This window comes from Streptomyces sp. NPDC044044, assembly GCF_056434405.1.
This window is the reverse complement of the sequence record NZ_JBWKFG010000002.1, coordinates 452,762-475,598: the sequence shown is the minus strand read 5'-3', so window position 1 is coordinate 475,598 and position 22,837 is coordinate 452,762. Positions and strand designations below refer to the sequence as shown.

The 22,837-nt window shown below is 71.2% G+C and carries 19 protein-coding genes; 7 read left to right on the top strand and 12 right to left on the bottom strand.

What is annotated here, in order from left to right:
- The first annotated feature begins 1 nt into the window (after position 1).
- From AC07AG_RS08075 to pssA, 3 genes are all read left to right on the top strand, one after another.
- Complete coding sequence (locus AC07AG_RS08075) at positions 2–1,207, top strand: acyl-CoA dehydrogenase family protein (RefSeq protein WP_453394358.1); 1,206 nt, start codon at positions 2–4, stop codon at positions 1,205–1,207.
- Between the two features lie 169 nt (positions 1,208–1,376).
- A complete protein-coding gene (locus AC07AG_RS08070) occupies positions 1,377–2,033 on the top strand; it encodes a phosphatidylserine decarboxylase (protein WP_160508247.1) in 657 nt (218 codons plus the stop codon).
- Positions 2,020–2,874 carry a CDP-diacylglycerol--serine O-phosphatidyltransferase gene (gene pssA, locus AC07AG_RS08065; protein ID WP_249586749.1) on the top strand — a complete coding sequence of 285 codons (855 nt, stop codon included), beginning with the start codon at positions 2,020–2,022 and terminating at the stop codon, positions 2,872–2,874. The genes AC07AG_RS08070 and pssA overlap by 14 nt, the downstream gene beginning before the upstream one ends.
- 91 nt (positions 2,875–2,965) lie before the next feature.
- On the opposite strand, the gene AC07AG_RS08060 is transcribed toward pssA, so the two are convergent.
- The 5 genes from AC07AG_RS08060 to AC07AG_RS08040 are packed head-to-tail and all read right to left on the bottom strand — an operon-like array spanning position 2,966 to position 7,901.
- Positions 2,966–4,234: an ABC transporter substrate-binding protein gene (locus tag AC07AG_RS08060; protein WP_478753015.1), complete on the bottom strand. Its 1,269-nt coding sequence runs from the start codon at positions 4,232–4,234 to the stop codon at positions 2,966–2,968.
- Positions 4,231–5,346 (bottom strand): branched-chain amino acid ABC transporter permease, encoded by a 1,116-nt coding sequence (locus AC07AG_RS08055; RefSeq protein WP_478753013.1) that lies wholly within the window; start codon positions 5,344–5,346, stop codon positions 4,231–4,233. The genes AC07AG_RS08060 and AC07AG_RS08055 overlap by 4 nt, the downstream gene beginning before the upstream one ends.
- Complete coding sequence (locus AC07AG_RS08050) at positions 5,339–6,229, bottom strand: branched-chain amino acid ABC transporter permease (protein WP_478753011.1); 891 nt, start codon at positions 6,227–6,229, stop codon at positions 5,339–5,341. The genes AC07AG_RS08055 and AC07AG_RS08050 overlap by 8 nt, the downstream gene beginning before the upstream one ends.
- Complete coding sequence (locus AC07AG_RS08045) at positions 6,226–7,092, bottom strand: ABC transporter ATP-binding protein (protein WP_478753009.1); 867 nt, start codon at positions 7,090–7,092, stop codon at positions 6,226–6,228. Before AC07AG_RS08045 ends, AC07AG_RS08050 begins: the two co-directional genes overlap by 4 nt.
- On the bottom strand, positions 7,089–7,901 hold the full coding sequence (locus AC07AG_RS08040; protein WP_478753007.1) for an ABC transporter ATP-binding protein: 813 nt from the start codon (positions 7,899–7,901) through the stop codon (positions 7,089–7,091). Before AC07AG_RS08040 ends, AC07AG_RS08045 begins: the two co-directional genes overlap by 4 nt.
- A 265-nt stretch (positions 7,902–8,166) precedes the next feature.
- Between AC07AG_RS08040 and AC07AG_RS08035 the strand changes: the two genes are divergently transcribed.
- Complete coding sequence (locus tag AC07AG_RS08035; RefSeq protein ID WP_249586754.1) at positions 8,167–9,366, top strand: PucR family transcriptional regulator; 1,200 nt, start codon at positions 8,167–8,169, stop codon at positions 9,364–9,366.
- Between the two features lie 151 nt (positions 9,367–9,517).
- On the opposite strand, the gene AC07AG_RS08030 is transcribed toward AC07AG_RS08035, so the two are convergent.
- Positions 9,518–10,669: a glycerate kinase gene (locus AC07AG_RS08030; RefSeq protein WP_478753004.1), complete on the bottom strand. Its 1,152-nt coding sequence runs from the start codon at positions 10,667–10,669 to the stop codon at positions 9,518–9,520.
- Between the two features lie 464 nt (positions 10,670–11,133).
- On the opposite strand from AC07AG_RS08030, the gene AC07AG_RS08025 reads away from it, so the two are divergent.
- Together AC07AG_RS08025 and AC07AG_RS08020 are read left to right on the top strand one after the other, a co-directional pair.
- Positions 11,134–12,201, top strand: coding sequence for an ADP-ribosylglycohydrolase family protein (locus AC07AG_RS08025; protein ID WP_478753003.1), 1,068 nt, complete (start codon positions 11,134–11,136; stop codon positions 12,199–12,201).
- Positions 12,198–12,755: an NUDIX domain-containing protein gene (locus tag AC07AG_RS08020; protein WP_478753002.1), complete on the top strand. Its 558-nt coding sequence runs from the start codon at positions 12,198–12,200 to the stop codon at positions 12,753–12,755. The genes AC07AG_RS08025 and AC07AG_RS08020 overlap by 4 nt, the downstream gene beginning before the upstream one ends.
- Before the next feature lie 13 nt (positions 12,756–12,768).
- On the opposite strand, the gene AC07AG_RS08015 is transcribed toward AC07AG_RS08020, so the two are convergent.
- From AC07AG_RS08015 to AC07AG_RS08005, 3 genes are all read right to left on the bottom strand, one after another.
- Entirely contained in the window at positions 12,769–13,272 is a 504-nt protein-coding gene (locus AC07AG_RS08015; RefSeq protein ID WP_478753000.1) for a methylated-DNA--[protein]-cysteine S-methyltransferase, read from the bottom strand.
- Positions 13,273–13,364: 92 nt separating this feature from the next.
- Positions 13,365–14,873, bottom strand: coding sequence for an AlkA N-terminal domain-containing protein (locus AC07AG_RS08010; protein ID WP_478753934.1), 1,509 nt, complete (start codon positions 14,871–14,873; stop codon positions 13,365–13,367).
- 552 nt (positions 14,874–15,425) lie between these two features.
- Positions 15,426–16,835: a phytoene desaturase family protein gene (locus tag AC07AG_RS08005; protein WP_478752998.1), complete on the bottom strand. Its 1,410-nt coding sequence runs from the start codon at positions 16,833–16,835 to the stop codon at positions 15,426–15,428.
- A 98-nt stretch (positions 16,836–16,933) separates the two neighbouring features.
- Between AC07AG_RS08005 and AC07AG_RS08000 the strand changes: the two genes are divergently transcribed.
- Positions 16,934–17,533 carry a hypothetical protein gene (locus AC07AG_RS08000; RefSeq protein WP_478752997.1) on the top strand — a complete coding sequence of 200 codons (600 nt, stop codon included), beginning with the start codon at positions 16,934–16,936 and terminating at the stop codon, positions 17,531–17,533.
- Here AC07AG_RS08000 and AC07AG_RS07995 read toward each other — a convergent pair.
- The 3 genes from AC07AG_RS07995 to AC07AG_RS07985 form a co-directional block, all read right to left on the bottom strand.
- Complete coding sequence (locus AC07AG_RS07995; protein ID WP_478752995.1) at positions 17,469–18,299, bottom strand: inositol monophosphatase family protein; 831 nt, start codon at positions 18,297–18,299, stop codon at positions 17,469–17,471. The genes AC07AG_RS08000 and AC07AG_RS07995 overlap by 65 nt on opposite strands.
- Positions 18,300–18,659: 360 nt before the next feature.
- Entirely contained in the window at positions 18,660–20,402 is a 1,743-nt protein-coding gene (locus AC07AG_RS07990) for an alpha/beta hydrolase (RefSeq protein WP_478752993.1), read from the bottom strand.
- Between the two features lie 142 nt (positions 20,403–20,544).
- Entirely contained in the window at positions 20,545–22,773 is a 2,229-nt protein-coding gene (locus AC07AG_RS07985) for a phosphoinositide-specific phospholipase C-related protein (protein WP_478752992.1), read from the bottom strand.
- Between the last annotated feature and the right edge of the window lie 64 nt (positions 22,774–22,837).

Sequence of the window (22,837 nt, the reverse complement as noted above, 5' to 3'; positions counted from 1 at the left end):
CATGAGCCGACTCGCGCAGACCGCAGGTCTCACCGACATCCAGCAGGAGATCCTCTCCACCGTCCGGGACTTCGTCGACAAGGAGATCATTCCGGTCGCCACGGAGCTCGAGCACCGGGACGAGTACCCGCAGCAGATCGTGGACGGTCTCAAGGAGTTGGGCCTCTTCGGGCTCATGATCCCGGAGGAGTACGGCGGTCTGGGCGAGTCGCTGCTCACGTACGCACTGTGCGTCGAGGAGATAGCGCGTGGCTGGATGTCGGTCTCCGGCATCATCAACACCCACTTCATCGTCGCCTACATGCTCAAGCAGCACGGGACGCAGGAGCAGAAGGACACCTTCCTGCCGCGCATGGCGGCCGGCGAGGTGCGCGGCGCGTTCTCCATGTCGGAGCCCGCGCTCGGCTCCGACGTGTCGGCGATCACGTCCAAGGGCGTCAAGGACGGCGACGAGTACGTCCTCAACGGTCAGAAGATGTGGCTGACCAACGGCGGAACGTCGACTCTGGTGGCCGTTCTGTGCCGAAGTGACGAAGGACACCCCGAGGGCACGGCGCCCCACAAGTCGATGACGACCTTCCTCGTCGAGAAGGAGCCCGGCTTCGGAGAGGTCCGGCCCGGCCTGACCATCCCCGGCAAGATCGACAAGATGGGTTACAAGGGCGTCGACACGACCGAACTCATCATGGACGGGCTACGAATTCCGGCCAATCGCGTGCTCGGCGGGACGACGGGACGCGGTTTTTACCAAATGATGGACGGCGTCGAAGTCGGTCGGGTAAATGTCGCGGCGCGTGGCTGCGGGGTCGCTCAGCGTGCATTTGAGCTCGGTGTCTCGTATGCCCAGCAACGCCACACTTTCGGCAAGCCGATCGCCCAGCACCAGGCGATTCAGTTCAAGCTGGCCGAGATGGCTACCAAGGTCGAGGCCGCCCATGCGATGATGGTGAATGCAGCACGCAAAAAGGACTCCGGGGAACGAAACGACCTCGAAGCAGGGATGGCGAAGTACCTCGCCTCTGAATACTGCAAAGAAGTCGTAGAGGACGCGTTCCGGATTCATGGCGGTTATGGCTTCTCGAAGGAGTACGAGATCGAGCGCCTGTACCGTGAGGCTCCCATGCTGCTGATCGGCGAAGGTACCGCCGAGATCCAGAAAATGATCATTGGGCGGCGACTGCTCGAAGAGTATCGATTCCAGGGCTAGATGCCCGATTTGGGGTGTTTTCATCGAGAACAAGGTCACACCCTGTCAACACTCTTCGGCCGTCGACTCCGCTTCCTGGCTTGCCCAGTTGTGGCTCGCAACCGATACCATCCGGAAAAAGCCGCCGTCCCCCGTTCATGCGCGGCATCATCCGCTACGAAGGTCATCCATGCCCCACAGCCAAACCTCTGCACCACGCGACAGCCTCGCTGGCGTACGCCTTGCGCGCGGAGCATCGCCGTGGCTCCTGCCGACCGTCGCCACCGCGGCGCTCAGCCTCGTCCGCGCGCGTCGCTCCAAGGGCGCCGCGGCCGTCGCCGTGCCTGCCACCGCCTTGGCGGCGGGCATGCTGTGGTTCTTCCGCGACCCCGAGCGCGACATCGCCCAGGGCCGGGTCATCTCCCCGGCCGACGGCGTGGTGCAGAGCATCATGCCGTGGAAGGACGGGCGTACCCGCGTCGCGATCTTCATGAGCCCGTTGAACGTCCACGTCAACCGCGCGCCCCTCGCGGGCACGGTGACGTCCGTGGAGCACATCCCCGGCGGGTTCGTCCCGGCGTTCAACAAGGAGAGCGAGAACAACGAACGCGTTGTCTGGCACTTCGACACCGAGCTCGGTGACATCGAGATGATCCAGATCGCGGGCGCCGTCGCGCGACGCATCGTTCCTTACGTGCCGCAGGGCACGAAGGTGGAGCAAGGCGAACGGATCGGCCTGATCCGCTTCGGCTCCCGCGTCGACATCTATCTCCCCGAGGGTGTCGACGTGGACGTCGAGGTCGGTCAGAAGACCGTGGCTGGGGTGACTCGAATTGACCGTGGTTGATCCAGAGACACAGGCGGGCTGGGTGCCCGAGGCGGCCGAGGACGAGGCCGACGAGGAGATGCCTCTCTCACTCCGCCTCTCAATAGCGGACACCCTCACGCTCGGTAACGCCACGTGCGGGTTCATGGCGGTGTACTTCACCACCACGGGCATCCTCATCCCGCACCTGCAGGGCAGCAACGAAAGCGGCATGGCGCGGCACTCCGCCGCGACCGCCGTGATCCTGATGCTCTGCGCGGCCGTCTTCGACCTCTTCGACGGGCTCGTGGCACGCAAGCTGCGGTCCTCGCCGATGGGCGCCGAGCTCGACAACCTGTCGGACCTGATCAGCTTCGGTCTGGCCCCCGCGTACTTCGTGCTCGTCTACGGCATGGTCGCCGACGACGCGCACCAGAGAGTGGCCGCGGTCGGAGCGATCGTCGTGCTGTTGGCGGTGGTGCTGCGGCTTGCGCGGTTCAGCTGCGTGACCGTGAAGGACGGCACCTTCCAGGGCATGCCATCGCCCTTCGGCGCCCTGACGGTCGTCTCGATCGTGCTCCTGGAGCTGCCCTTCGTGGCGACGCTCCTGGCGATCATCGGTACGGCGTGGCTCATGGTCAGCCGGGTCGAGTACCCCAAGCCGCGGGGTCCCCTCGCGGTGGCGATGCTCGCGTGGATCGTCGCGGCCATGGGGCTGCTCGCGGCCTGGGCCTTCGAGGCGCCGGGCGGGCAGCTCCTGCTGCAGACCGGCTGCGCGCTGCAGCTGGTGCTCGGCGCGGTGATCCCGCTGTTCGCCACGGCCCGCCGGGTGAACAACTTCCGGGACAACCGGCGTGAGGCACGGGCGGCGCAGCTGCCGTAGCGGTTCTTGTACGTCGTGGAAGGGGCCCGAACCAATTGGTTCGGGCCCCTCCTCGTTGCCCGGATCCGGGCCGCTCGGACGCGGTGCGCTCTCAGGCTCCCGGTGTGGTGTACCCCTCGGCCGCCGCCGATGCTCCCGGCTCCCTGGCCACCTTCATGCCGCCCGTCACGCTCTTGTCGGGCCGCAGGATCACGCTCTCCTTCGAGGAGGGCGCCTTGGGGTCGGTGAAGTTCTGGTCGACGCCGAGGCCCGTGTCGTAGGCGTTGATCGTCAGGAGCGCCTTGTCGACGCCCTCACGGGTGAGGTCCTTGCTCTTGCACGCCTTCTTCAGTGCCTCGCCGAAGATGGACGCCGCGGTCCAGCCGGCCGACACTCCGTTGTCCAGGGCGTCCTTGGGGTACGCGGCCTTGTAGTCGGCGACCAGCTTCTTCGCCACGGGGGTGTCCGCGCCGATCGGGAGGGTCGGCGAGGCCACGTAGTAGTTCTTCGCGAGGGCCGGGCCCGCCTGCGTGCCCAGGAGCTGGGGCGCGAACGCCGAGTTGTTGCCGATGATCGGGACATCGAACCTGCCCGCCGCCGCGACACCCACGAGCGAGGCCGCCTGACGCGGTCCCGCACTGATCACCACGCCCTTCACCCCCGCCTTCTTCAGAGCGGCGACCTGCGCCGTCATGTCGTTGTCGGTCGCCTTGATCTTCTGCTCGACGACGGTGAGGCCCGACTTCTTCGCCATGTACTGCGAGCCCTTCAGGGCGTTCTCGCCGTAGTCGCCCTCGAAGTAGACATGGCCGAGCTTGTCGCCCTTCTTGAGGCCCTTCTCCTTCATCAGGAAGTCGATCGCGTTGATCGTCTCCAGGTCGTACGTCGAGCCGACCACCCGGACGTACGGGCTGCCCAGGAGGTTCGCGGACCACGCCTGCGGCAGTACGAGCGCCTTGTCCGCGTCGACCCGCTGCTTGACCGCGGCGACGAACGGGGAGCCGATGAACTGGGCGAAGCCGAGGACGTCCGGCTCCAGCTCGGTGTATCCGGCGACCGCCTTCTGGGGGTCGTAGCCGTGGTCGCGGACGGTCAGCTTCAGCTTGCGGCCGCAGATGCCGCCGTCGGCGTTGGTCTGCTTGACGTAGAGCTGCTGGGCCTGGGTGACGCTCTTGCCGAGGGTCGCGTAGACACCGGTCATGTCGGTGAGCACGCCGAGTGTGATCGCGTCCGACGAGACGCCGACGCCGGTCTTGACCCCGCCCGCGCTCTTCTTGTCGCCCTTGTCGTCCTCCGCCTTGGAGCTGCAACCCGCCACCGCAAGCAGCGCGGCAAGTGCCGTAGCCGTCGCGGTGGCCCTTTTCAATGTGCGTGAACTCATCGTTCCTCCCCTGGAGTTGGGCCGGACGTCGGCCTGGAGCGCCGGGCGGCGAAGCTGGCCAGGCCGCCGGGCAGGAACAGCACCACCGCCACGACGGCGGCGCCGTACAGATACCGGGACGCCTCACCCGGTGTGATCCCGCCACTGCCGGGGGCCGAGACCAAGGGCAGCGCGTCGCTGTACCGGGTCAGGAGCTGCGGCAGCAGGGACACGACGGCCGCACCGGCCACCGCGCCCGCCACCGAGCCGAGGCCGCCGATGACGATCATGGCGAGGTATTCGAGGGACAGCGTGATGCCGAAGTAGTCCGGCACCGTGCGCTGGAAGACGAGGGCCAGCAGGACGCCGGCGAGGCCCGCGTACATCGACGACAGGACGAAGACGCCCGCTCGGTAGCGGGCGACGGGCACCCCGATGACGCCCGCGGCGATGCGGTGGTCGCGGATGGCGTTCATGGCGCGTCCCGGCCGTCCGCGCAGCACGCCGCGGGCGAAGAGCCCGCAGCCGAAGAGGAGGAAGAGCCCGGCGTACCAGAGCTTCTCCGACGACCCGAACGGCACGGCGGCCACGACGAGCTCGCTGTCGTCGAAGGTGATGCCGAAGAGGCTCAGGGGCGGCACGTCGCGTCCGTTGGAGCCGCCGGTCAGGTCGTGGGCGTTGAAGAGGACGTGCTGCCCGATGAAGATCAGGGCCAGGGTCGCGATGCCGAGGTACGCGCCGCGCAGGCGTCCCGCGATGGGGCTGAAGAGCCCGCCCGCGATCCCCGCGACGATCACGGCGAGGGTGGCCGCGATCCAGGTGGGGAGCCCGAGTCCGGTCAGGCCGTCCTTCCCGTCCCCCGCGAAGACGCAGTATCCGTACGCGCCGATCGCGAGGAAGAAGGCGTGGCCCATGGAGAGCTGGCCGGTCGCGCCGGTGAGGAGGTTGAGGCCGATCGCGCCGATCGCGGCCGCCATGGCGAAGAGGCCCGCCTGGAGCCAGAACCGGTCGAGGTAGAAGGGCAGGGCGAGCAGGAGGACGGCCCCCGCGATCCAGACGTACGTCCGGGGGCGCGTCAGCCGCGTACGGCCTCGGGAGCGCAACTCCCGCCCACGGGCCAGGACTTCAGACACGGGTGAGCTCCTTCGTGCCGAAGAGTCCGGCGGGCCGGATGAGAAGGATGACGGTCATCACGAGATAGGGCGCCAGGTCGCCGAGGCCCCTTCCCAGGAAGGTGAGTTCGCTCTGGTACCCGGTCGCGAGCGACTCGGTGACCCCGACCACGAGCCCGCCGACGAGAGCGCCCGTGGTGGAGTCGAGGCCGCCGAGGATCGCGGCGGGGAACGCCTTCAGGGCGGCAAGCGAGGTGGCCCGTTCGAGTCCCGGGGTCGGGAAGACGGTGAGGAAGAGCGCCGCCACTGCGGCCAGACCGCCCGCCACCGCCCAGGCGCCGAGCGAGACCCTGCCCAGGCGCACGCCCATCAGGGCCGCCGTCTCCGGGCTCTCCGCCGCGGCGCGCATCGCCACGCCCCAGGAGGTGTAGCGGAAGGCGAGCAGGAAGACGGTGATCAGGAGCGCGGCGGAGACGAACGCGGCGATCCGGGTGTGGGCGATGGAGACCGACCCGATGGTGAGCACGGAGTCGCCCCAGGGGTCGCCGAGGGAGAGCACGTCGGTGCCGAGGCGGCGGGTGAGTTCGGTGGTGAGCAGGATGTCGACGCCGATGGTGACGATGGCGAGGACGCTGTGGTCCGAGCCCCGGTAGCGCCGCATGACCAGGAACTCGATGGCGGCGCCGACGACGGCGGCGCCCGCGATGCCGACGAGCAGCGCGGGCCAGAAGCCGATGTCGTCGTGGAGCGATGCGGTGATGTAGCCGCCGGCCAGGAGCAGCGAGGCGTGTGCGAAGTTCACGACTTCGGTGGCCCGGAAGATGACGACGAAGCCGAGGGCGATGAGGGCGTAGACGGAGCCCATCGCGAGACCGTTGAGAAGCAGTTCGACGAAGGTGGTCATGAGGTGGCCTCCTCTCCCAGGTAGGCCCGCACGACCGCCGGGTCGTTCTGTACGGCCGCCGGGGCGCCGTCCGCGATGCGCCGGCCGAAGTCAAGTACGGTCACCGCGTCCGCGAGCCGCATCACCACCCCCATGTCGTGTTCCACCAGGACGATCGAGATTCCGAGGCTGTCCCGGACGCCCGCGATGACGGCCGCCGTGCGGCGGCGCTCGTCCGCGGTCATGCCCGCGACCGGCTCGTCGAGCAGGAGAAGTCGTGGCTCCATGCACAAGGCGCGGGCCAGTTCGGCGAGTTTCTGCTGCCCGTAGGGCAAGGAGCCCGCCGGGGCGTGCAGTTGGTGTTCGATTCCCACGAACGCCGCTATCTCACGGACACGTTCGCGGTGTCGGCGCTCCTCGCGCGCGGCCGACGGCAGGCGGAGGCCCGCGGCGAGGAATCCCGTGCGGGTCAGCCGGTGGCGGCCGAGCATCAGGCTGTCGGCGACCGTCGCACGCGGCGGCAGGGCGAGGTTCTGGAAGATCCGTGCGACGCCGAGGTCGGCGATGCGGTGCGGAGGCATCGCCGTCAGCTCGTGCTCGCCGAAGCGGACGCTGCCGCCGGTGGCGCGGTACACGCCGGACAGGACGTTGAAGCAGGTGGACTTCCCCGCGCCGTTGGGCCCGATGACCGCGTGCACGGTGCCGGGCCTGACGGTGAAGCTGACGGCGTCGAGCGCGGTGAGGCCCGCGAAGCGGACGGTCAACTCCCTCACGTCCAGGGCGGGTACGTCCGGGGTGGGTGCGTCCGAGGAGGGTCCGCCCAGGGTGGGTACGTCCGCCGCCTCCTGCGGTGGCCCATCGGCCGCCGAGTGGTCCTCGGTCATCGTCGGCCCGCCCATCGCCGCAGCACCGGCAGCGCGCTGACCCCGCGCGAGGCATCGGCCGCCGCGGTCTCGTCGACCACGCCGAGGTAGCGGCGGCGTACCTCGTCGGACGCGGACAGCTCGTCCGCCGGTCCCGCGAGTGCCACTTCGCCCACGTCCAGGACGTACGCACGCGACGCGAGGCGCAGCGCGAGTGCGGCGTTCTGTTCGACGAGGAGCACCGAGGTGCCCTGGGTGTTGATCTCCTCGATGGTGTCGGCGATGCGTGCCGCCATCAACGGAGCCAGCCCCAGGGACGGTTCGTCCAGGAGCAGCAGCTTCGGCGAGCCCATCAGCGCCCTGGCCACCGCGAGCATCTGCTGCTCGCCGCCCGAGAGGAGCCCGGCGCGCTGGCCCGCGCGCTCGGCGAGCACCGGGAAGAGTTCATGGACGCGCTCCAGGGCCCTGGCCTTCGCGGCCCGGCTTCCCGTGGAGCCGAGCGCGCCCGCCCGCAGGTTGTCGGCGACGGTCATCCGGGCGAACACCCTTCTTCCTTCCGGGACTTGGGAGACTCCGGCGGCGACCACCCGGTCCGCGTGGAGTCCGTCGATGCGCCGCCCGCCGAAGTGGATGGAGCCGGTGGTGAGCGCACCCCGGTGAAAGGCGAGGGTGCGTGAAATGGCGCGCAGGAGCGTCGACTTGCCCGCGCCGTTGCCGCCGAGCACCGCGACGACGGCGCCGTCCGGTACCTCGATCGACACCTGGCGCAGTGCGCGCACCGGTCCGTATCCGACCGACGCGTCCTGTACGACCAGTCCGGAACCACCCACCTGGGACCCCCTGTCCTCCGCCTGCCCTGCCCATGGCGCTCGGCCGCCCGTACCGCATACGGCCCTTCACGTGGCGCTCACAACAGCACCGCCGCGCCCGCCCGTCCACGGCCTGTGTCCGAATCGCTGCGGGTGACCAGCGGGACCGGCCGCCCGTTGTGCACGGGCACAACACCCCGTGTCAGGGGCCTGCCAGGGGTGGCCGGGCGGTGGCATCCTCCGCAGCAGAGAGGCACGGCGGGCGGCGGCGATGGGGGAGAGAACCATGAGCGGACGCAGGCCTCGGACGGGCCACGACTGGAAGGTGCTGGAGGAGGCGTGCGTGGCGCTGCTCCCCCGCGTTCCCGAGCTGGTGGACGAACATCTGCGGCAGCTCTTCGAGCACTCGCCGGTGTACGCCCGGGTGCTGCCGTACGACCAGCAGTGGCGGGAGGCGGAGGACGCGATGCGGATCGGCATCGAGACCATCTCCGCTCCTCGCGCTTCGCCGCGCCGCGATCTGGAGTACGCGGAGGAGGCGGGACGGCGCAGGGCCCAGCAGGGTCTGCCGCTCGACCTGGTGGTGCACTCGTACCGCAACGCGGGCTATCTGGTCTGGGACTCGCTGCTCGAAGGCACCGTGGGGCAGGACCCGGAGAAGCTCGCGGTCCTGATGCGGTCGGCGACGATGGTGTGGTCGGCGGTCGATGCCCAGGCCGCGGCGGCGTCCGACGCGTACCGGGCGACGGAGATGGAGCTGCGGCGCCGCACCGACGAGCAGCTGCAGGCGCTGCTGGACGCGCTCCTGGAGGGCCAGTCGGCCCCCGGGCTCGCCTCTCAGGTGGCCGCGGGTCTTGATCTGCCGGAGCGCGGGCCGTACGCGGTGGTGGTCCTGCGGGCCGAGCGGCGTGACGGGCGTGCCGCGTTCCACCGGCAGATCCAGCGGGCCGGGTTCCGTTTCGTCTGGCGGATGCGGACCGACCGTGAGGTGGGGGTGGTGGCGCTCGGGGCGGAGGAGGGCCTGGACGAGCTGACCGCCGCGCTTGACGGGCGGTGCCCGGGGCCCGGCGGCATCAGCCCTGTGGTGGCGGGGCTCTCCGAGCTGGGCCACGCGCGGCGCCTCGCCGAGCTGGCGCTGCGTACGTGTCCGCCGGACGCCACCGGCATCGTGCGGCTCGACCAGCGGATGCCGACGGCCCTGGTGGTGAGCCAGCCGGAGCTGGCGGGACGTCTCGTGTCGGACGTCTTCGGTGAGGTCCTCGCCCTGGAGCCGGCCGACCGGGCGGTACTCCTGGAGACGCTGGACGCCTGGCTCGCGTGCGAGGGGTCGGCGGGGCGGGCCGCGGGGCGGCTCTACTGCCACCGGAACACGGTGTTCAACCGCCTGCGGCGGCTTGAGCAGCTGACCTCGCGGTCGCTTGCGCGGCCTCGGGATCTGATGGAGATGACGTTGGCCCTCGACGCGTATCGGCTGGCGCCTGGCTGAGGCGGGCTCTGCGGAGCTGAGGGAGGCTCTGCGGTACCCGGCGGCTGGGGGCGCCGTCGATCACCGGCTCCGCCGAGTTCGTCCTCACACGCCGGACGGGCTGGATCTGTCCAGCCCGTCCGGCGTTCTTACCGCAACCCCAGTGGAACGCCTAGCTGAGGAAGTCCCTCGCGATGTTCTCCGCCACCGTCTCCAGAATCGGCCCCGCCTCGGCAATGCACCGGGCGACATCCGGCTCCACGTCGGTGAGGGCGTACGCGCGTCGGATGCCCGCTTTGCCCAGGGCCTCGGCCGGGAGTGCCAGGCGTCCGCAGACCGCCACGACCTCTAGGCCCGCCTCACGGGCCGCCGCCGCGACGCCCGCGGGCGCCTTGCCGTGGAGGGTCTGCTCGTCCAGCGAGCCCTCCCCCGTGATCACCAGCGACGCACGCGCCAGCGCGGGCGCGAAGCCGAGGACGTCCAGCATGACCTCGATGCCGGGGCGGAAGCTCGCGCCGAGCCCGACGAGAGCGCCGTAGCCGATGCCGCCTGCCGCTCCGGCTCCCGGGGACTCCGCGTACTCCAGGGCCGAGGAGCCCGCCGACTCGGAGAGCACCCGCGCGAAGTGCGCGAGGGCCGCGTCCAGCTCGGCCACGTCCTCCGGGCTCGCGCCCTTCTGCGGTCCGTACACCGCCGGAGCGCCCTTCGGGCCGGTCAGCGGGTTGTCCACGTCGCTGGCCAGGACCAGGTCCACCGAGGCGAAGCGCTTGTCGATGCCGGACAGGTCCGCCGTGGCCAGCGAGGCCAGCGGACCGCCGCCCGGCGCCACCGGCGCGCCCTCCGCGTCCAGGAACACCGCACCGAGCGCGGCCAGCATTCCGGCGCCGCCGTCCGTCGTCGCACTGCCTCCGACACCGAAGACGATCGTCCGCGCGCCCGCGTCGAGCGCCGCGCGCAGCAGTTCCCCCGAGCCGTACGTCGTGGACGTGAGCGGCGCGAAGACTCCCTCGGGCAGCAGCTGGAGGCCTGACGCCTCCGCCATCTCGACCACCGCGGTCCCGTCCCGCAGCGCGTACGCCGCGGTGACCTCGTCGCCGAGCGGTCCCGTGACCCGCACCTCGCGGCGTTCGAAACCGGCGGCGACCGCCGCGGCCACCGTGCCGTCGCCGCCGTCGGCGACCGGCAGGGCCTCGACCTCCACATGCGGGGCGACGCGGCGAAGCCCGGCCGTCACCCGCTCCGCGACCTGCACGGCCGTGAGTGAGCCCTTGAACTTGTCCGCGGCGATGAGCACATGCCCCGCCGTCCCAGCAGCGTCCGCCACCTTGCATCCCCTTGCTTTCCGGGCCTTGCTCGCGTCAAGGCAGTCGCGCCGCTGCGACCATAACCGGAGGAGGGGCCGCCTGCCCATGGCCGCCCGCATTTCGGAGTCCGGGGACGCTCCCTTAAATCGCTCTAAATTGGGCTATACCAGTGCACTCTGATCGCAGAAATGATCGATCAGCCGCCTCAGTCCGTGCCGCCCGAGCCCCGCGAGTCGTACAGATGGTGCACGGTGGGCCGCGGCGGCGAGCACGGCCGTACGACGCTTCGTGGGCTTCACGGGACTCACGGGCTCAATGGGCTTCATGGGGTTCACGGGCTCCACCGGCTTCACGGGATTCATGGGCTTCACGGACACTCCCAAGAATGTGCATCTGATCGAAAACCAGACAAACGTCCCATGCTCCGCGCCGAACCGGTCGCGTTGACCGCGCACGAGCCCCCCGAATTCGGTAAACCGGAGGCATGACCCCAGTGCACACGGAACTCGCCGACCGCGTCCTCGGCGGCTGGATCGGGCGGATCGCGGGCAACATGCTCGGCAAACCCATCGAGCGGGGCGACTACTGGACGCGTGAGCGCATCGAGCGCTATCTGCGCCAGGCCGACGCGCTTCCGCTCACCGACTATCTGCCCGAACCTCCCTCCTGGGTCGAGGAGTTCCAGCTCCGGCCCGAGTGGCAGAGTTGCGTGCGCGGCGGGGTGCACGGCAGCTGCCGTGACGACGACGTCGACTACGCGATCCTCGGACTGCACCTCCTGGAGACGCACGGGTTCGCGTTCAGCACCGAACAGGTCGGCGAGCTGTGGCTGCTGCGCCTTCCCTATCTGCAGACGTTCACCGCGGAGCGCGCCGCGTACCGGAATCTCGCGAACGGCCTCAAGCCGCCGCTCACGGCGACGTACGAGAACTCCTGCCAGGAGTGGATCGGCGCCCTCATCCGTGCCGACATCTTCGGCTGGACGAACCCGGGCGCACCGCGCCGCGCCGCCTCGTTCGCCCGCCGGGACGCGGTGCTCTCGCACACCGGCAACGGCGTCTACGGGGCGATGTGGGCGGCGGCGCTCGTCGCGGCGGCGTTCACCGCGGTGACGCCGCGCGCCGCCCTGGACGTGGCGTTCGGTGTGATCCCGTCGAGCTGCCGCCTCGCCCGTACGGTGCGCAGGGTCGTCACCCTCCACGAGGCCGGGCTCAGCTGGGAGGAGACGCTGGCCACCACCGAGGCGGAGACCTCCGGGCTCGGCTGGGTCCACGTGGTGCCGAACTCGGCCGTCCTGACCGCCGGACTCCTGTACGGGGACGGCGACTTCACCCGCACCATCGCCCTGACGGTGCGCGGCGGCCTCGACACCGACTCGAACGGCGCGACCGCGGGATCCGTCGCGGGCGTGCTGTGCGGGGCCAAGGCGATCCCCGCACAGTGGCGGGATCCGCTCGAAGACCGGGTGCGCAGTGCGGTGTTCGGCTTCGACGGCGCGCGGATCAGCGAGCTGGCGGCACGGACGGTGGAATTGTCTACCCTTGCCAAATGACCGCTCAGGACTACGCCACGTACATCGCGGGCCTCCCCCGGATCATCGCCGGGGCCGCCGCTCTCTTCCGGGACTCCGAGGGACGGATCCTGCTCGTCGAGCCCAACTACCGGGACGGGTGGGCGCTGCCCGGCGGCACCGTCGAGTCGGACGATGGCGAGACACCTCGGCAGGGGGCACGCCGTGAGACCGCCGAGGAGATCGGCCTGGACGTCGAGCTGGGCGCGCTGCTCGCGGTGGACTGGGTGACGGGTACGGCGCGGCCGCCGCTGGTCGCCTATCTGTACGACGGCGGGGTGCTCGGCGACGACCAGCTGAAGTCGATCAAGCTCCAGGAGGAGGAGTTGCTCTCCTGGCGGCTTGTGGCCCGCGAGGACCTTCCGCAGTTCCTGCCGGGCGAGCTGGGGCTGCGGGTGCGGGCCGGGCTCGAGGTGCTTGACGCGGGGGTGGGCGCTGGGGTTGGGGCTTGCGCTGGGGCCGGGACTGGGGCTGCGGCTGGGGCTGGGGTGGGAGTGGGGGCCGTGGAGTTGGAGAACGGGCTGCGGGTCGGCTGAACGCCGCGTGCCGTTAGAAGAGGGCGTCTTCGCTGCGCTGCGTCGCGCCCTCGAAGGCCAGCAGCCGCTGCTTGCGGTCGAGTCCGCCGCCGTAGCCGGTCAGGGAACCGCCCGCGCCGATCACCCGGTGGCAGGGCACGATGACGCCGATCGGGTTCTTGCCGTTGGCCAGGCCGACGGCGCGCGAGGCGTTGGGCTTGCCCAGCGAGTCCGCCAGCTGTCCGTACGTACGGGTCTCTCCGTACGGGATCAGCTGGAGCTGCTGCCAGACGGTGCGCTGGAACGGCGTGCCGTCGAGGCGCATCGGCAGGTCGAACTCCCGCAACTCGCCCGCGAAGTAAGCCTCCAGCTGGCTGATGGCCTCGCCGAACGGCCCCGCGTCGCGGTCGCCGAAGGTCTCCTCGGGTGGTCGGTGGCGCTGCTCTGTCATGTAGAGGCCGCTGAGGGTGCCGTCGGTGGCCACGAGGGTCAGGGGGCCGTAGGGGCTGTCGATGAGGGTGTGTTGGCGGTGGTGCATGGCCTGTCCTTCGTGGTCGTGCTTGGGGTGGGTGGAGTGGGGTGGGTGGAGTGGGGTGGGTGGAGTGGGGTGGGTGGAGTGGGGTGGGTGGGCTACGCCGGGATGCTGTTGATGGGGTGGTCGTCGATCGCCCACAGGTACTGCACCGCGTACGCCCGCCAGGGGCGCCAGGCCGCGGCCCGTTCGGTCAGGGCCGCCGGGGTGTGCGGGAGGCCCAGATCCTGTGCCGCTCGCCGGATCCCGAGATCGGTGGGGAGGAAGGCGTCGGGGTCGCCGAGCGCCCGCATCGCGATGACCTCTACCGTCCAGGGGCCGAAGCCGGGCAGTTCGGTGAGCCGGGCGCGGGCTTCTTCCCAGCCGCTCTCCACGCCGAGCTTCAGTGATCCGTCGGCGAGGTGGCGTACGAGCGTGGTCAGGGTGGTGCGGCGGCTGCGCGGCAGGGCGAGTGCCTCCGGGTCGAGCGCGGCGAGGGCTTCCGGCGCGGGGAAGAGGTGGGTGAGGCCGCCCTCGGGGTCGTCGATCGGCTCGCCGTGCGCGGTGACCAGGCGTGCGGCGTGGGTGCGGGCGGCGGCCGTGGAGACCTGCTGGCCGAGTACCGCGCGCACGGCGAACTCCGCCTCGTCGACCGTGCGCGGCACGCGACGGCCCGGCGCCTTGGCCACGAGGGGTGCGAGCAGCGGGTCGGCGCTCAGCTGGGCGTCCACCGCGACCGGGTCCGCGTCCAGGTCGAGCATGCGGCGGCAGCGGCTGATGGCGATCGTGAGGTCGCGCATGTCGGTGAGGCTGAGGCGGCAGGCGATGTGGTCGGGGGCGGGGGTGAGGGCGACGACTCCGTGGCCGTAGGGGAGGCGGAGCGTGCGGCGGTAGGCACCGTCGCGCCACTCCTCGACTCCGGGTACGGCGGTGGCGATGAGGTGGCCGAAGAGGTTGTCGGGGTTGAGCGGGGCGCGGAAAGGGAGGCGGAGCGAGAGGGTGCCGGGGGCGGGCACGTTCTGGGCGGCCTGCGGGGCTGCTTGCTTGGCTGCTTGCTTGGCTGCCTTCGGGGCGCGGTCCCGTAGTTCGCTGGGGGCCAGGGCGAAGACTTCGCGGACGGTGTCGTTGAAGGTGCGGATCGAGGAGAAGCCGGAGGCGAAGGCGATCTCCGCCATGGGCATGGGGGTGGTCTCGATGAGCAGGCGGGCGGTCTGCGCGCGCTGGGCCCTGGCCAGGGCGAGGGGGCCTGCGCCGAGTTCCGCGAGGAGCTGGCGTTCCACCTGGCGGGTGCTGTAGCCGAGGCGGGTGGAGAGGCCGGGGACTCCGTCGCGGTCCACCACGCCGTCCGCGATGAGGCGCATGGCGCGGGCCACGAGGTCGGCGCGCTGATTCCACTCGGGCGAGCCCGGACTGCTGTCCGGCCGGCACCGCTTGCACGCCCGGAACCCTTCCTGCTGGCAGGCCGCCGCGCTCGGGTAGAAGCTCATGTTCTCGGGCTTCGGGGGGACTACGGGGCAGCTGGGGCGGCAGTAGATGCGGGTGGTCAGAACGGCGGTGTAGAACCAGCCGTCGAAACGCGCGTCCTTCGACTGCACGGCACGTACGCAGCGCTCGGCGTCGGTGTGCATGGAGAGGGGCGGTGGGGTGGTGGTTGTGGCCGGGGCGGTGGGCATGGTTCAAGGATCGGGTATGGCGGGTGGGGGTGGCTGGCGAGAATCCGACATGGAGGTTCGGGGGGGGGGTGCTGCGGTGCTGCTCTGTCCTTGGGTGCGGGGCCGCGCCGGTATGTCCGTCCTCGCTATCGTCCAGTGACCGCAGGGCTACTGCGCTACTGGAGCGCCGCGAACCGTGCTCCGGGCGGACATACCGCCACGCCCCCTCACGAGCGTGGCCGACTGCGGGTGCGTGAGGGCCGACCTCCCCGGCCGGACACGCTCACCTGTGCGAACCACCCACGCTGACACCCCGGCTCGCAACACGTCCGCACCCAGCCCCACAGCGCACATCCCCCGCCTGTGTCGTTCCCCCCTGCCACCACGGGGCAATCGGGCGGGTGGGCGGGAAAGGCCTGTTCGGCAAGGGGTTGATGCGGGGTTTCGGGCGGGTGGGTGGGAGAGGGGGTTCGGGCAGGGCAGCTGCGGGGGGCCTGTAGCTCCGCTCCCTCGGGCCCCGCGGGCCCCTCACGCCGCCCGAAGCCTCCGCCACACCGCCTTCGCCGCGTTGTGTCCCGACATGCCGTGCACACCGGGGCCGGGTGGCGTCGCGGAGGAGCAGAGGAAGACGGCCGGGTGCGCGGTGCCGTACGGGAAGAGGGAGGGCTTGGGGCGCAGCAGCAACTGGAGTCCGCTGGCCGCGCCGCAGGCGATGTCGCCGCCCACGTAGTTGGCGTTGCGCGCGGCCATCTCGGGCGGGCCCGCGGTGGCACGGGCGAGGACGCGGTCGCGGAATCCGGGGGCGAAGCGCTCCAGCTGGCGCTCGATCGCGTCGGTGAGATCACCGTCCCAGCCGTTAGGCACATGGCCGTACGCCCAGAACACCTGCTTGCCCGCGGGCGCGCGGGACGGGTCGACGAGGCTGGGCTGCACGGTGATCAGGAACGGCGGGTCGGGCGCGCGGTTCTCGCGCGAAGCGGCGTGCAGCGCGGCGCCGATCTCGGCGCTGCTGCCCCCCACCTGCACGGTGCCCGCTTCCCTCGCCTCCTTCGCCGTCCACGGGACGGGCCCGTCCAGGGCGTAGTCGATCTTGAAGACGCTCGCGCCGTACCGATAGCTCTCATAGCTCCGCCCCAGGCCCGCGATCCGGGCGAGTGCGGTGGGTGAGGTGTCGAAGATGTACGCGCGCGCAGGCGGCAGGTCGTCGAGCCGCTTGACCTCGTAGTCCGTGTGGACCGCGCCGCCCAGGTCCTTCAGATACGCGGTGAGCGCGTCCGAGATCGACTGTGAACCGCCCCGGGCCACCGGCCAGCCACGGGCGTGCGCGGCCAGCGCGAAGACCATGCCGACGGCGCCGGTGGCGATTCCGCCGAGCGGGGCGATGACATGGGCGACGAGCCCGGCGAACAGGGCGCGGGCCCGCTCGTCGCGGAAGCGCCGCATCAGCCAGGTGGAGGGCGGGAGTCCCGCGAGGCCGAAGCGGGCGAGGGTCACGGGGTCGCGCGGCAGCGCCGTCGACGGCAGCGCCATGAAGTCCTGCAGCAGGGTGTCCCACTTGCCGATGAAGGGCTCGATGAGCCTTCTGTACGCCCCCGCGTCCCGCGGCCCGAACGAGGCGGCGGTCTCGGCGACGGAACGGGACAGCACGGCGGCGCTTCCGTCCGTGAAGGGGTGCGCCATGGGCAGCTGCGGCTGGAGCCACTCGAGGCCGTACCGATCGAGGGGCATGGTGCGGAACACGGGCGAGTTGATGCCCAGCGGATGTGCGGCGGAACAGGGGTCGTGCCGGAACCCGGGAAGCGTCAGCTCCTCGGTCCTCGCCCCGCCACCGACGGTGTCCCTGGCCTCGAACACGGCCACCGAGAAGCCCCGGCGGGCCAGCTCGACGGCAGCGGTCAGACCGTTCGGTCCCGCCCCCACGATGACGGCATCAAGCATCGACGGCACCTTCGGACTCCTTTGTCAGCCGATGGCCTCTGCCGCCCAGGATAGGCCGGGCCACCGACAGCGCCGTGGGCGCGGGTAGCCTCTGACGGGTGACGTCCTGGTACCGCCGCGCTGACGCGGGCTTTGATGAGTGGTTCGAGACGGGGGACGACGCGATCGCCGTACGTCAGGCGTCCTTCACCGACCCGCACGGCCCGGCGTCCATGGCGGCATCGCGCGACGAACTGGCCTGGGTGCTCGACAAGTTCGAGCCGCTGGGGGCGCAGCTCTACGAGGCTCGGTACGGCGCACTCGTGAGCGGCCCCGTCAGCGGTGGGGAGCCGGTGTCGGAGAGGGAATTCGAGGCCGCGTGGGAGCGCGCCCGCCAAAGCCGGCACACCACGGCGCCGGCACCGGGCGGCCCGCTCCCCCAAGGCACCCGTCTGACCGGCACGGTCGACGTCCTTCCGTGGGGCCCGGGGCGGGTCGGGCTCTTCGTCGAGCTGGGGCTGCCGCTCGCAGGCTTCGTGGACCTGCTGCATCTCCCGCTCGATCCCGATGACTGGCCGCGCGTCGGCACCGTCACCGAGTTCGAGGTCACCACCGTGCGATTCCACCTCGAGCCGCCGCGCAGTGCGCCGCAGATCAGGCTGAGGCCGACAGCAACTCCACCACCCGGTCAGCCGTGGCTCCGTCCCGGGCGGCCGTGAACGGCAGCGCGTTCCCGCCCGCTATCCGGAAGGGCTCCCCGGCGACGGTCAGATTGCCGCCCCCGGCCTCGGCGACGAGCAGCAGCCCCGCCGCGTGGTCCCAGGCGAGCTCCCAGGAGAACGCGACCGCGTCCAACTCCCCCTTGGCTATGGCCAGATACTCGAGCCCCGCCGAACCGCAGGGCCGTGGCGCGACGCCCTCCACGCGAAGGCCGAGCAGTGCGCGCTTCTGCTCGGGGGTGGTGAAGTCCGGGTGCGAGGTCGCCACTTCGAGCACTTCGCCGGGAGAACCGGCCACCAGGCGCTCCCCGTCCAGCCAGGCGCCCTTGCCGCGCACCGCGACGGCCATCTCGTCGAGCGCCGGGGCGTACGTCCAGGAGGCGAGCACCTCTCCGCGCCACGCCAGCGCGATGAGCATGCAGAATCCGGGGTCGCCGTGCACGAACTGCCGTGTGCCGTCGACCGGGTCGACGATCCACACCGGTGCGTCGGTGCGTATCGCCTCGTACGTCGAGGGGTCCGCGTGCACGGCTTCCTCGCCCACGACGACGGAGCCCGGGAGCAGGGTGGTGAGTGCTGCCGTCAGCTGCTCCTCGGCGAGCCGGTCGGCCACCGTCACGAGATCGTGCGGCCCGCTCTTCTGAACGACTTCGCCCTCGGCGAGCTGCCGGAATCTCGGCATGACCTCGGCTGCGGCGGCCTTGCGGAGGGCTTCTTCGACGTCGGAAACGCCGCGTACAAGAAAGTCTTCGATCACGTCGATCATGCATCCATGAGAGCACGCCGGACTGACAATCCGTACGGCTCGGCGGTACGGGACATGGATTCGAGATGAATCCCACGTGACCTGGCCCCTGGGCCCCTTGCCTGTACCTCACCCCCCGCATCCCACCTGCACGAACAGGCCCCTCCCACCCACCCGCCCGATTGCCCCGCATCCGCCCCTGGACGAACAAGCCTTTCCCGGCCACCCGCCCGATTGCCCCGCGGTGACAGGGGCGGAGGTGGAGGAGGCGGGGCTCCCCAGCAGTGCCACAGGTGGGTGGGGCCGGGGCTCCCCCGCAGTGCCAAGAGTGAGGGGGGCTCCCCGCGCTCCCCAGCCGAAGCAGCCCCCCTCAGCACCACCTCAGTAAGGCGACTCCCTCTTCTCCATGTGTTCGCGCAGCCGCTCCGTGTCCTTCTCCCCCCACCCCTCCCGGGGAACAATCGCCGCCCACCCGTCCACCGGTCCCGCCCCGTACCGGTGACCGTGCGGTGCCTCGACGCCGTACGACACCGCCATGTCCACCGACGTCTGCCAGAAGGTGACGACGGGGAACCATCTGATCGCCGGGGTGATGTCCGGGCCCAGCGGGTTGTCGAGCCACTGCGGGCGGTGCAGGAGCAGAGAGGACGACCACCAGACCACCGGGTCGGACGCGTTCTGCAGGTACACCACCCGCGGATGGCCCCAGGCCCCGCCCGGCCGCTTCAGATCCCGCTCGGGGAACTGCGCGAACCGCACGTTCCTGCCCTCGTCGTACAGCGGTCGCCACACCGGACTCCCCGCATCCCGGTGATCGCGGATCTCCTGCGACATCGGCGCGAAGTTGGGCGTGCCGACGATCAGCGCCCCGTCCGTCCGGGCCAGCAGATCGTCCACCCCGTCGAACGACGACTCGATCGCGAACCCGCCCAGGCTCTCCCCCGTGACCACGAGCTTGGGCCGGTCGTCCTCCGGCAGGGCGGACCACTTCGCGAGGACCGCGTCGACGAGCCGGCGCGTGGCCTGCGCGGCGCGCTCCTTGTCGACGAGGAAGGAGACCCAGCTGGGCAGGTAGGAGTACTGGACGGCGACGATGGCCGTGTCGCCGTCGTGCATGTACTCCAGGGGTTCGCTGATGTCGGCGTTGACCCAGCCGGTCCCCGTGGTCCCGGCGATGGCCAGCACGTCCCGGTCGAACGCACCGGTCCGCTCCAGCTCCTCCACCGCGAGCCGGGCCTTGGCCTCGAACGGGTCCCGGCTGCTGAAGGCCTCCGGTGCCGACGCGCTGACGTAGACCCGCACGGGGTCCTTCGCCGGCCTGCCCGTGTACGTGGTGATCTGCTGTCTCGTCGGCGTGGACCCCGCGAAGTTGCGGCCCTGGAATCCGAGGTCCTGCCACCGCAGGAGCGAGCCGGGTCCTCCGGAGACCAGCGGCGAGGTCGGCTGCCGGATGCCCTCCTTGGTGCCGCCGTTCGTCGCGTAGGCGATGCGATCGGCGAGGTCGATGACGCCGCGCTGGAAGACGACGTCGCGCAGCCCGATCGTGACGATCAGCGCGCTGAGCGCGACGCCGAGGCCGATGGCTACGGGCAGCGGCACGAACCGGTGCAGACCCCGGATCAGCCTGCGGGCCCCGAGGCGGATGCCACGGGCCACGAGCAGGAACAGGGCCCAGAGCAGGACGGCGATCAGCATGATGACCGGTGTGTGCCAGGCCATCGACGGCGGCAGCCCCTGGAGCTCGCGCAGGCGGCGCTGCGCGTGGTCGCTCTCGGCGATCAGCCACACCGTGAGGACGAGCCCGACGACCCAGTACGCCTGCCAGAGACGCGCCCGCGCCTTCTCGCCCGGCCGCCACCGGAACAGCGCACGGCACACGGTGGCGACGACCGAGCCGAGTCCATATCCGATGGCCGCCGTGATCCCTCCGACGACACCCTGCAGCAACCAGGGCCGGGGCACGAGGGAAGGTGTGAGGGAGAGCCAGAAGAAGACCGTGCCGACGCAGGCAGCCGTGAGGTCCGGCCAGCGTCTGACCAGGTAGGTGGAGTCGGGCCGTTCCCAGTACGGCTTCCTGACGATCGCGCCGCCGCGTCGCACGATCCGCCGCCGAGCGTCCGCCAAGGGCGAGTCCTTCGTCAACCGCCTCAGCTCCGAGGTCCGGCGCGCCGTCCGGTGACGGATGTCCCCGGCAAAGGGCGCGCGACCCCATGCTCACCCAGCCCCCCATACCTCGCAAACCAACACGAAACACGCATCCACCCTGCTACCGCTCCGCATTCAGCGCATCCACCGCCCCCCTCGCATCGCCGATGTTGAGGTAGTCGACGGCGACGAAGTTCACCGGCCTGCCGCGCTGCCGCTCGCAGTCGTGCACGCGGTCGAGCACCGCTTCGCGCCGGTTGACCGTGCCCGCGTCGAGGCGGCTGCCGCCGTCGATGGTGATGAAGTGGTTGAGCAGGAAGAGCCGCTTGTCCTCGCCGCCCCGGTGCGGGGCGCAGGTCATGTCCGCGGGGCTGCGGAAGGCGAACGGGGTCTCCATGCCGTACCGGTAGAAGTTGCGGTACCAGGGCTGGGGCCCGTCCTCGCGCTCGGCGAACACCACCAGGCGCCGGCCGCTTTCGATCATTTCGCCGAGCTCGGGCCACGGCTCGTCCGGGTCCGGGTCGGGCGTGAACAGCAGGTCCGTGAGACCGGCCTCCTCGAAGGCGGCCGCGGTGTCATCGGCGCTGACGGCGTCCTGCACGATCAGCGTGACCACGTCGGTGGGGTGGGCGCGCAGCCAATCACCCGTCTCGCGCAGCGTGGGCACGAGGCCGATCGCCCCGGCCCGGCACACCGAGTGGCAGAGCCACAGGCCCTCACGGGGCGGGTTGAACTTGTTGACCGCGGCCTCGATCTGCCCTTGGAGGCGGGGCGAGAAGTCCGAGCCCTTCAGGCGCTCGGCGATCTGCTCGGGCCCCTCCCAGGTGTAGGTGTCGATCTGCAGGGCGCGTACGCCGTCGTTGAGCTGGGCCGTGATGCCGGGGTCCTGGAGGGGCCCGATGAACTGGTCGGCCGTGGTGGACATCGCGTTGTGCGAGGTGAGCTGGGCGATCTCGTCGTACGGGCGGTCGCAGAGCCGGGCGCTGCCCTGACAGGCCCGCGGTTCGGAGCGGCCGACCGCCAGGGGGGCCAGGACGACGCCCCCGAGCGCGGCCCCCGCCACCCCGACGGCGAGCACCTGGACCCGCCGCGGGCTGACCGTGAGGGCCGGTCCGGCCTGCCACACCCAGCTGACGGTGACGAGCAGCGCGCCCGCCGCGAGCAGGATGTACGCGGTCACGGTGGCCGTGCCGATGACGCCGTCCAGGGCGGCGTTCCCCACGTCGTCCACGAGGCGGGACACGGACCCCGGCCAGGACGCGGGCGCGGTGATCACCCCGTCGTCCGTGGCCGCGCGGGCGAGCAGGGCGGCAAGGCCGGTCAGGAGCCCACCCGCCCCGAGCGCCCAGCCGAGGCCCATCAGGCGGCGCGCGGGGGCCCGCGGCCCGGAGAACCACAGGAACGCCAGGGCGGCGACACCCAGCAGCGCGGCGAGCGGTTCGACCACCTCCTGGGCGAGGTGCGTGACGGAGCGCGCCCGGTGCAGCGGGGCGAGCGCGTCCTGCGACGTGTCGAGGTCGGCGGTGATGTCCCAGGTGTCGCCGCCCACGGTCGTCCGCAGCTGCTCGGTGGCCTGGCGCGTGCGGTCGGATACGGCCTCGGGGCCGACGGCGGCGAGCGCCGACGCCACGTCACCGCTCTCCAGGGCCACCTCGACCTCGGGTCGGAGCGCGTCGCGGCGGTCCTCGGGCACCACCTGGAGGAGCGCGCGGGCCGCGGTGACGGCCTGCTCCCTGGACAGTTCCAGGGCGGGAAGGCCGACGGGCGGCTCTCCGGTGGTCACGCTCCGCGCCGCGCCGTTCAGGTCCGCCAGGAATGCGGGGAAGTCGGGCTCGGGCTGCCGCTGCACGGAGGCGACGAGATCACCGAAGTACGTCTGGGCCAGGTCGCCGACATTGGTGAGCACCGGCCGCAGGTCCGCCGTGAGGCGCAGCGTCTCCTGCTCGCCCCGCAGATAGCCGGTCACCTCCTCGATCTGCCGGTCGGCCATGGCGCGCAAGGTCTCCGGGGGCAGCACGATCTTCAGGTTGGAGGTCACGGCCGCCTCCGGGACCGGCAGCCGCCCCAGCAGGTCGCGGGCGACCGGGAGGCTCTGCGGGTCGACCAGGACCTCGTTGTAGAGGCGGTCGTAGGCGTCCTGGTCCTTCAGCACTCCTTGGTGGAAGCCGGGGCTGAGGACCGTGCTGCGCGCCGTGGCCGTCGTGGCGAGGACCGTCACGCACAGCACCGCCACGACCCAGGCGACGGGCCGGAGCCGCCGCAGGCGCTGTCTCTGGCGCAAGCTCTGGCTCCGGAGCTGGCGCTGGCTCCGGCTCCGGCTCCGGCTCCGGCGGGATGCGCGCGCTTCCATGCCTTCAGGTTGAGTCCCCCACGTACACGCGGCGACTCGGTACGTGGCTCCGGCTTCCGGTCGC

Coding starts and splice junctions, on each gene's coding strand:
- AC07AG_RS08015 (WP_478753000.1), bottom strand. CDS start 13,272: ATGCACCACCGCCAACACACCCTCATCGACAGCCCCTACGGCCCCCTG.
- AC07AG_RS08020 (WP_478753002.1), top strand. CDS start 12,198: ATGACCGCTCAGGACTACGCCACGTACATCGCGGGCCTCCCCCGGATC.
- AC07AG_RS08070 (WP_160508247.1), top strand. CDS start 1,377: ATGCCCCACAGCCAAACCTCTGCACCACGCGACAGCCTCGCTGGCGTA.
- AC07AG_RS08060 (WP_478753015.1), bottom strand. CDS start 4,234: ATGAGTTCACGCACATTGAAAAGGGCCACCGCGACGGCTACGGCACTT.
- AC07AG_RS08035 (WP_249586754.1), top strand. CDS start 8,167: ATGAGCGGACGCAGGCCTCGGACGGGCCACGACTGGAAGGTGCTGGAG.
- AC07AG_RS08075 (WP_453394358.1), top strand. CDS start 2: ATGAGCCGACTCGCGCAGACCGCAGGTCTCACCGACATCCAGCAGGAG.
- AC07AG_RS08025 (WP_478753003.1), top strand. CDS start 11,134: ATGACCCCAGTGCACACGGAACTCGCCGACCGCGTCCTCGGCGGCTGG.
- AC07AG_RS07995 (WP_478752995.1), bottom strand. CDS start 18,299: ATGATCGACGTGATCGAAGACTTTCTTGTACGCGGCGTTTCCGACGTC.
- AC07AG_RS07985 (WP_478752992.1), bottom strand. CDS start 22,773: ATGGAAGCGCGCGCATCCCGCCGGAGCCGGAGCCGGAGCCGGAGCCAG.
- AC07AG_RS08045 (WP_478753009.1), bottom strand. CDS start 7,092: ATGACCGAGGACCACTCGGCGGCCGATGGGCCACCGCAGGAGGCGGCG.
- AC07AG_RS08050 (WP_478753011.1), bottom strand. CDS start 6,229: ATGACCACCTTCGTCGAACTGCTTCTCAACGGTCTCGCGATGGGCTCC.
- AC07AG_RS08005 (WP_478752998.1), bottom strand. CDS start 16,835: ATGCTTGATGCCGTCATCGTGGGGGCGGGACCGAACGGTCTGACCGCT.
- AC07AG_RS08010 (WP_478753934.1), bottom strand. CDS start 14,873: ATGCACACCGACGCCGAGCGCTGCGTACGTGCCGTGCAGTCGAAGGAC.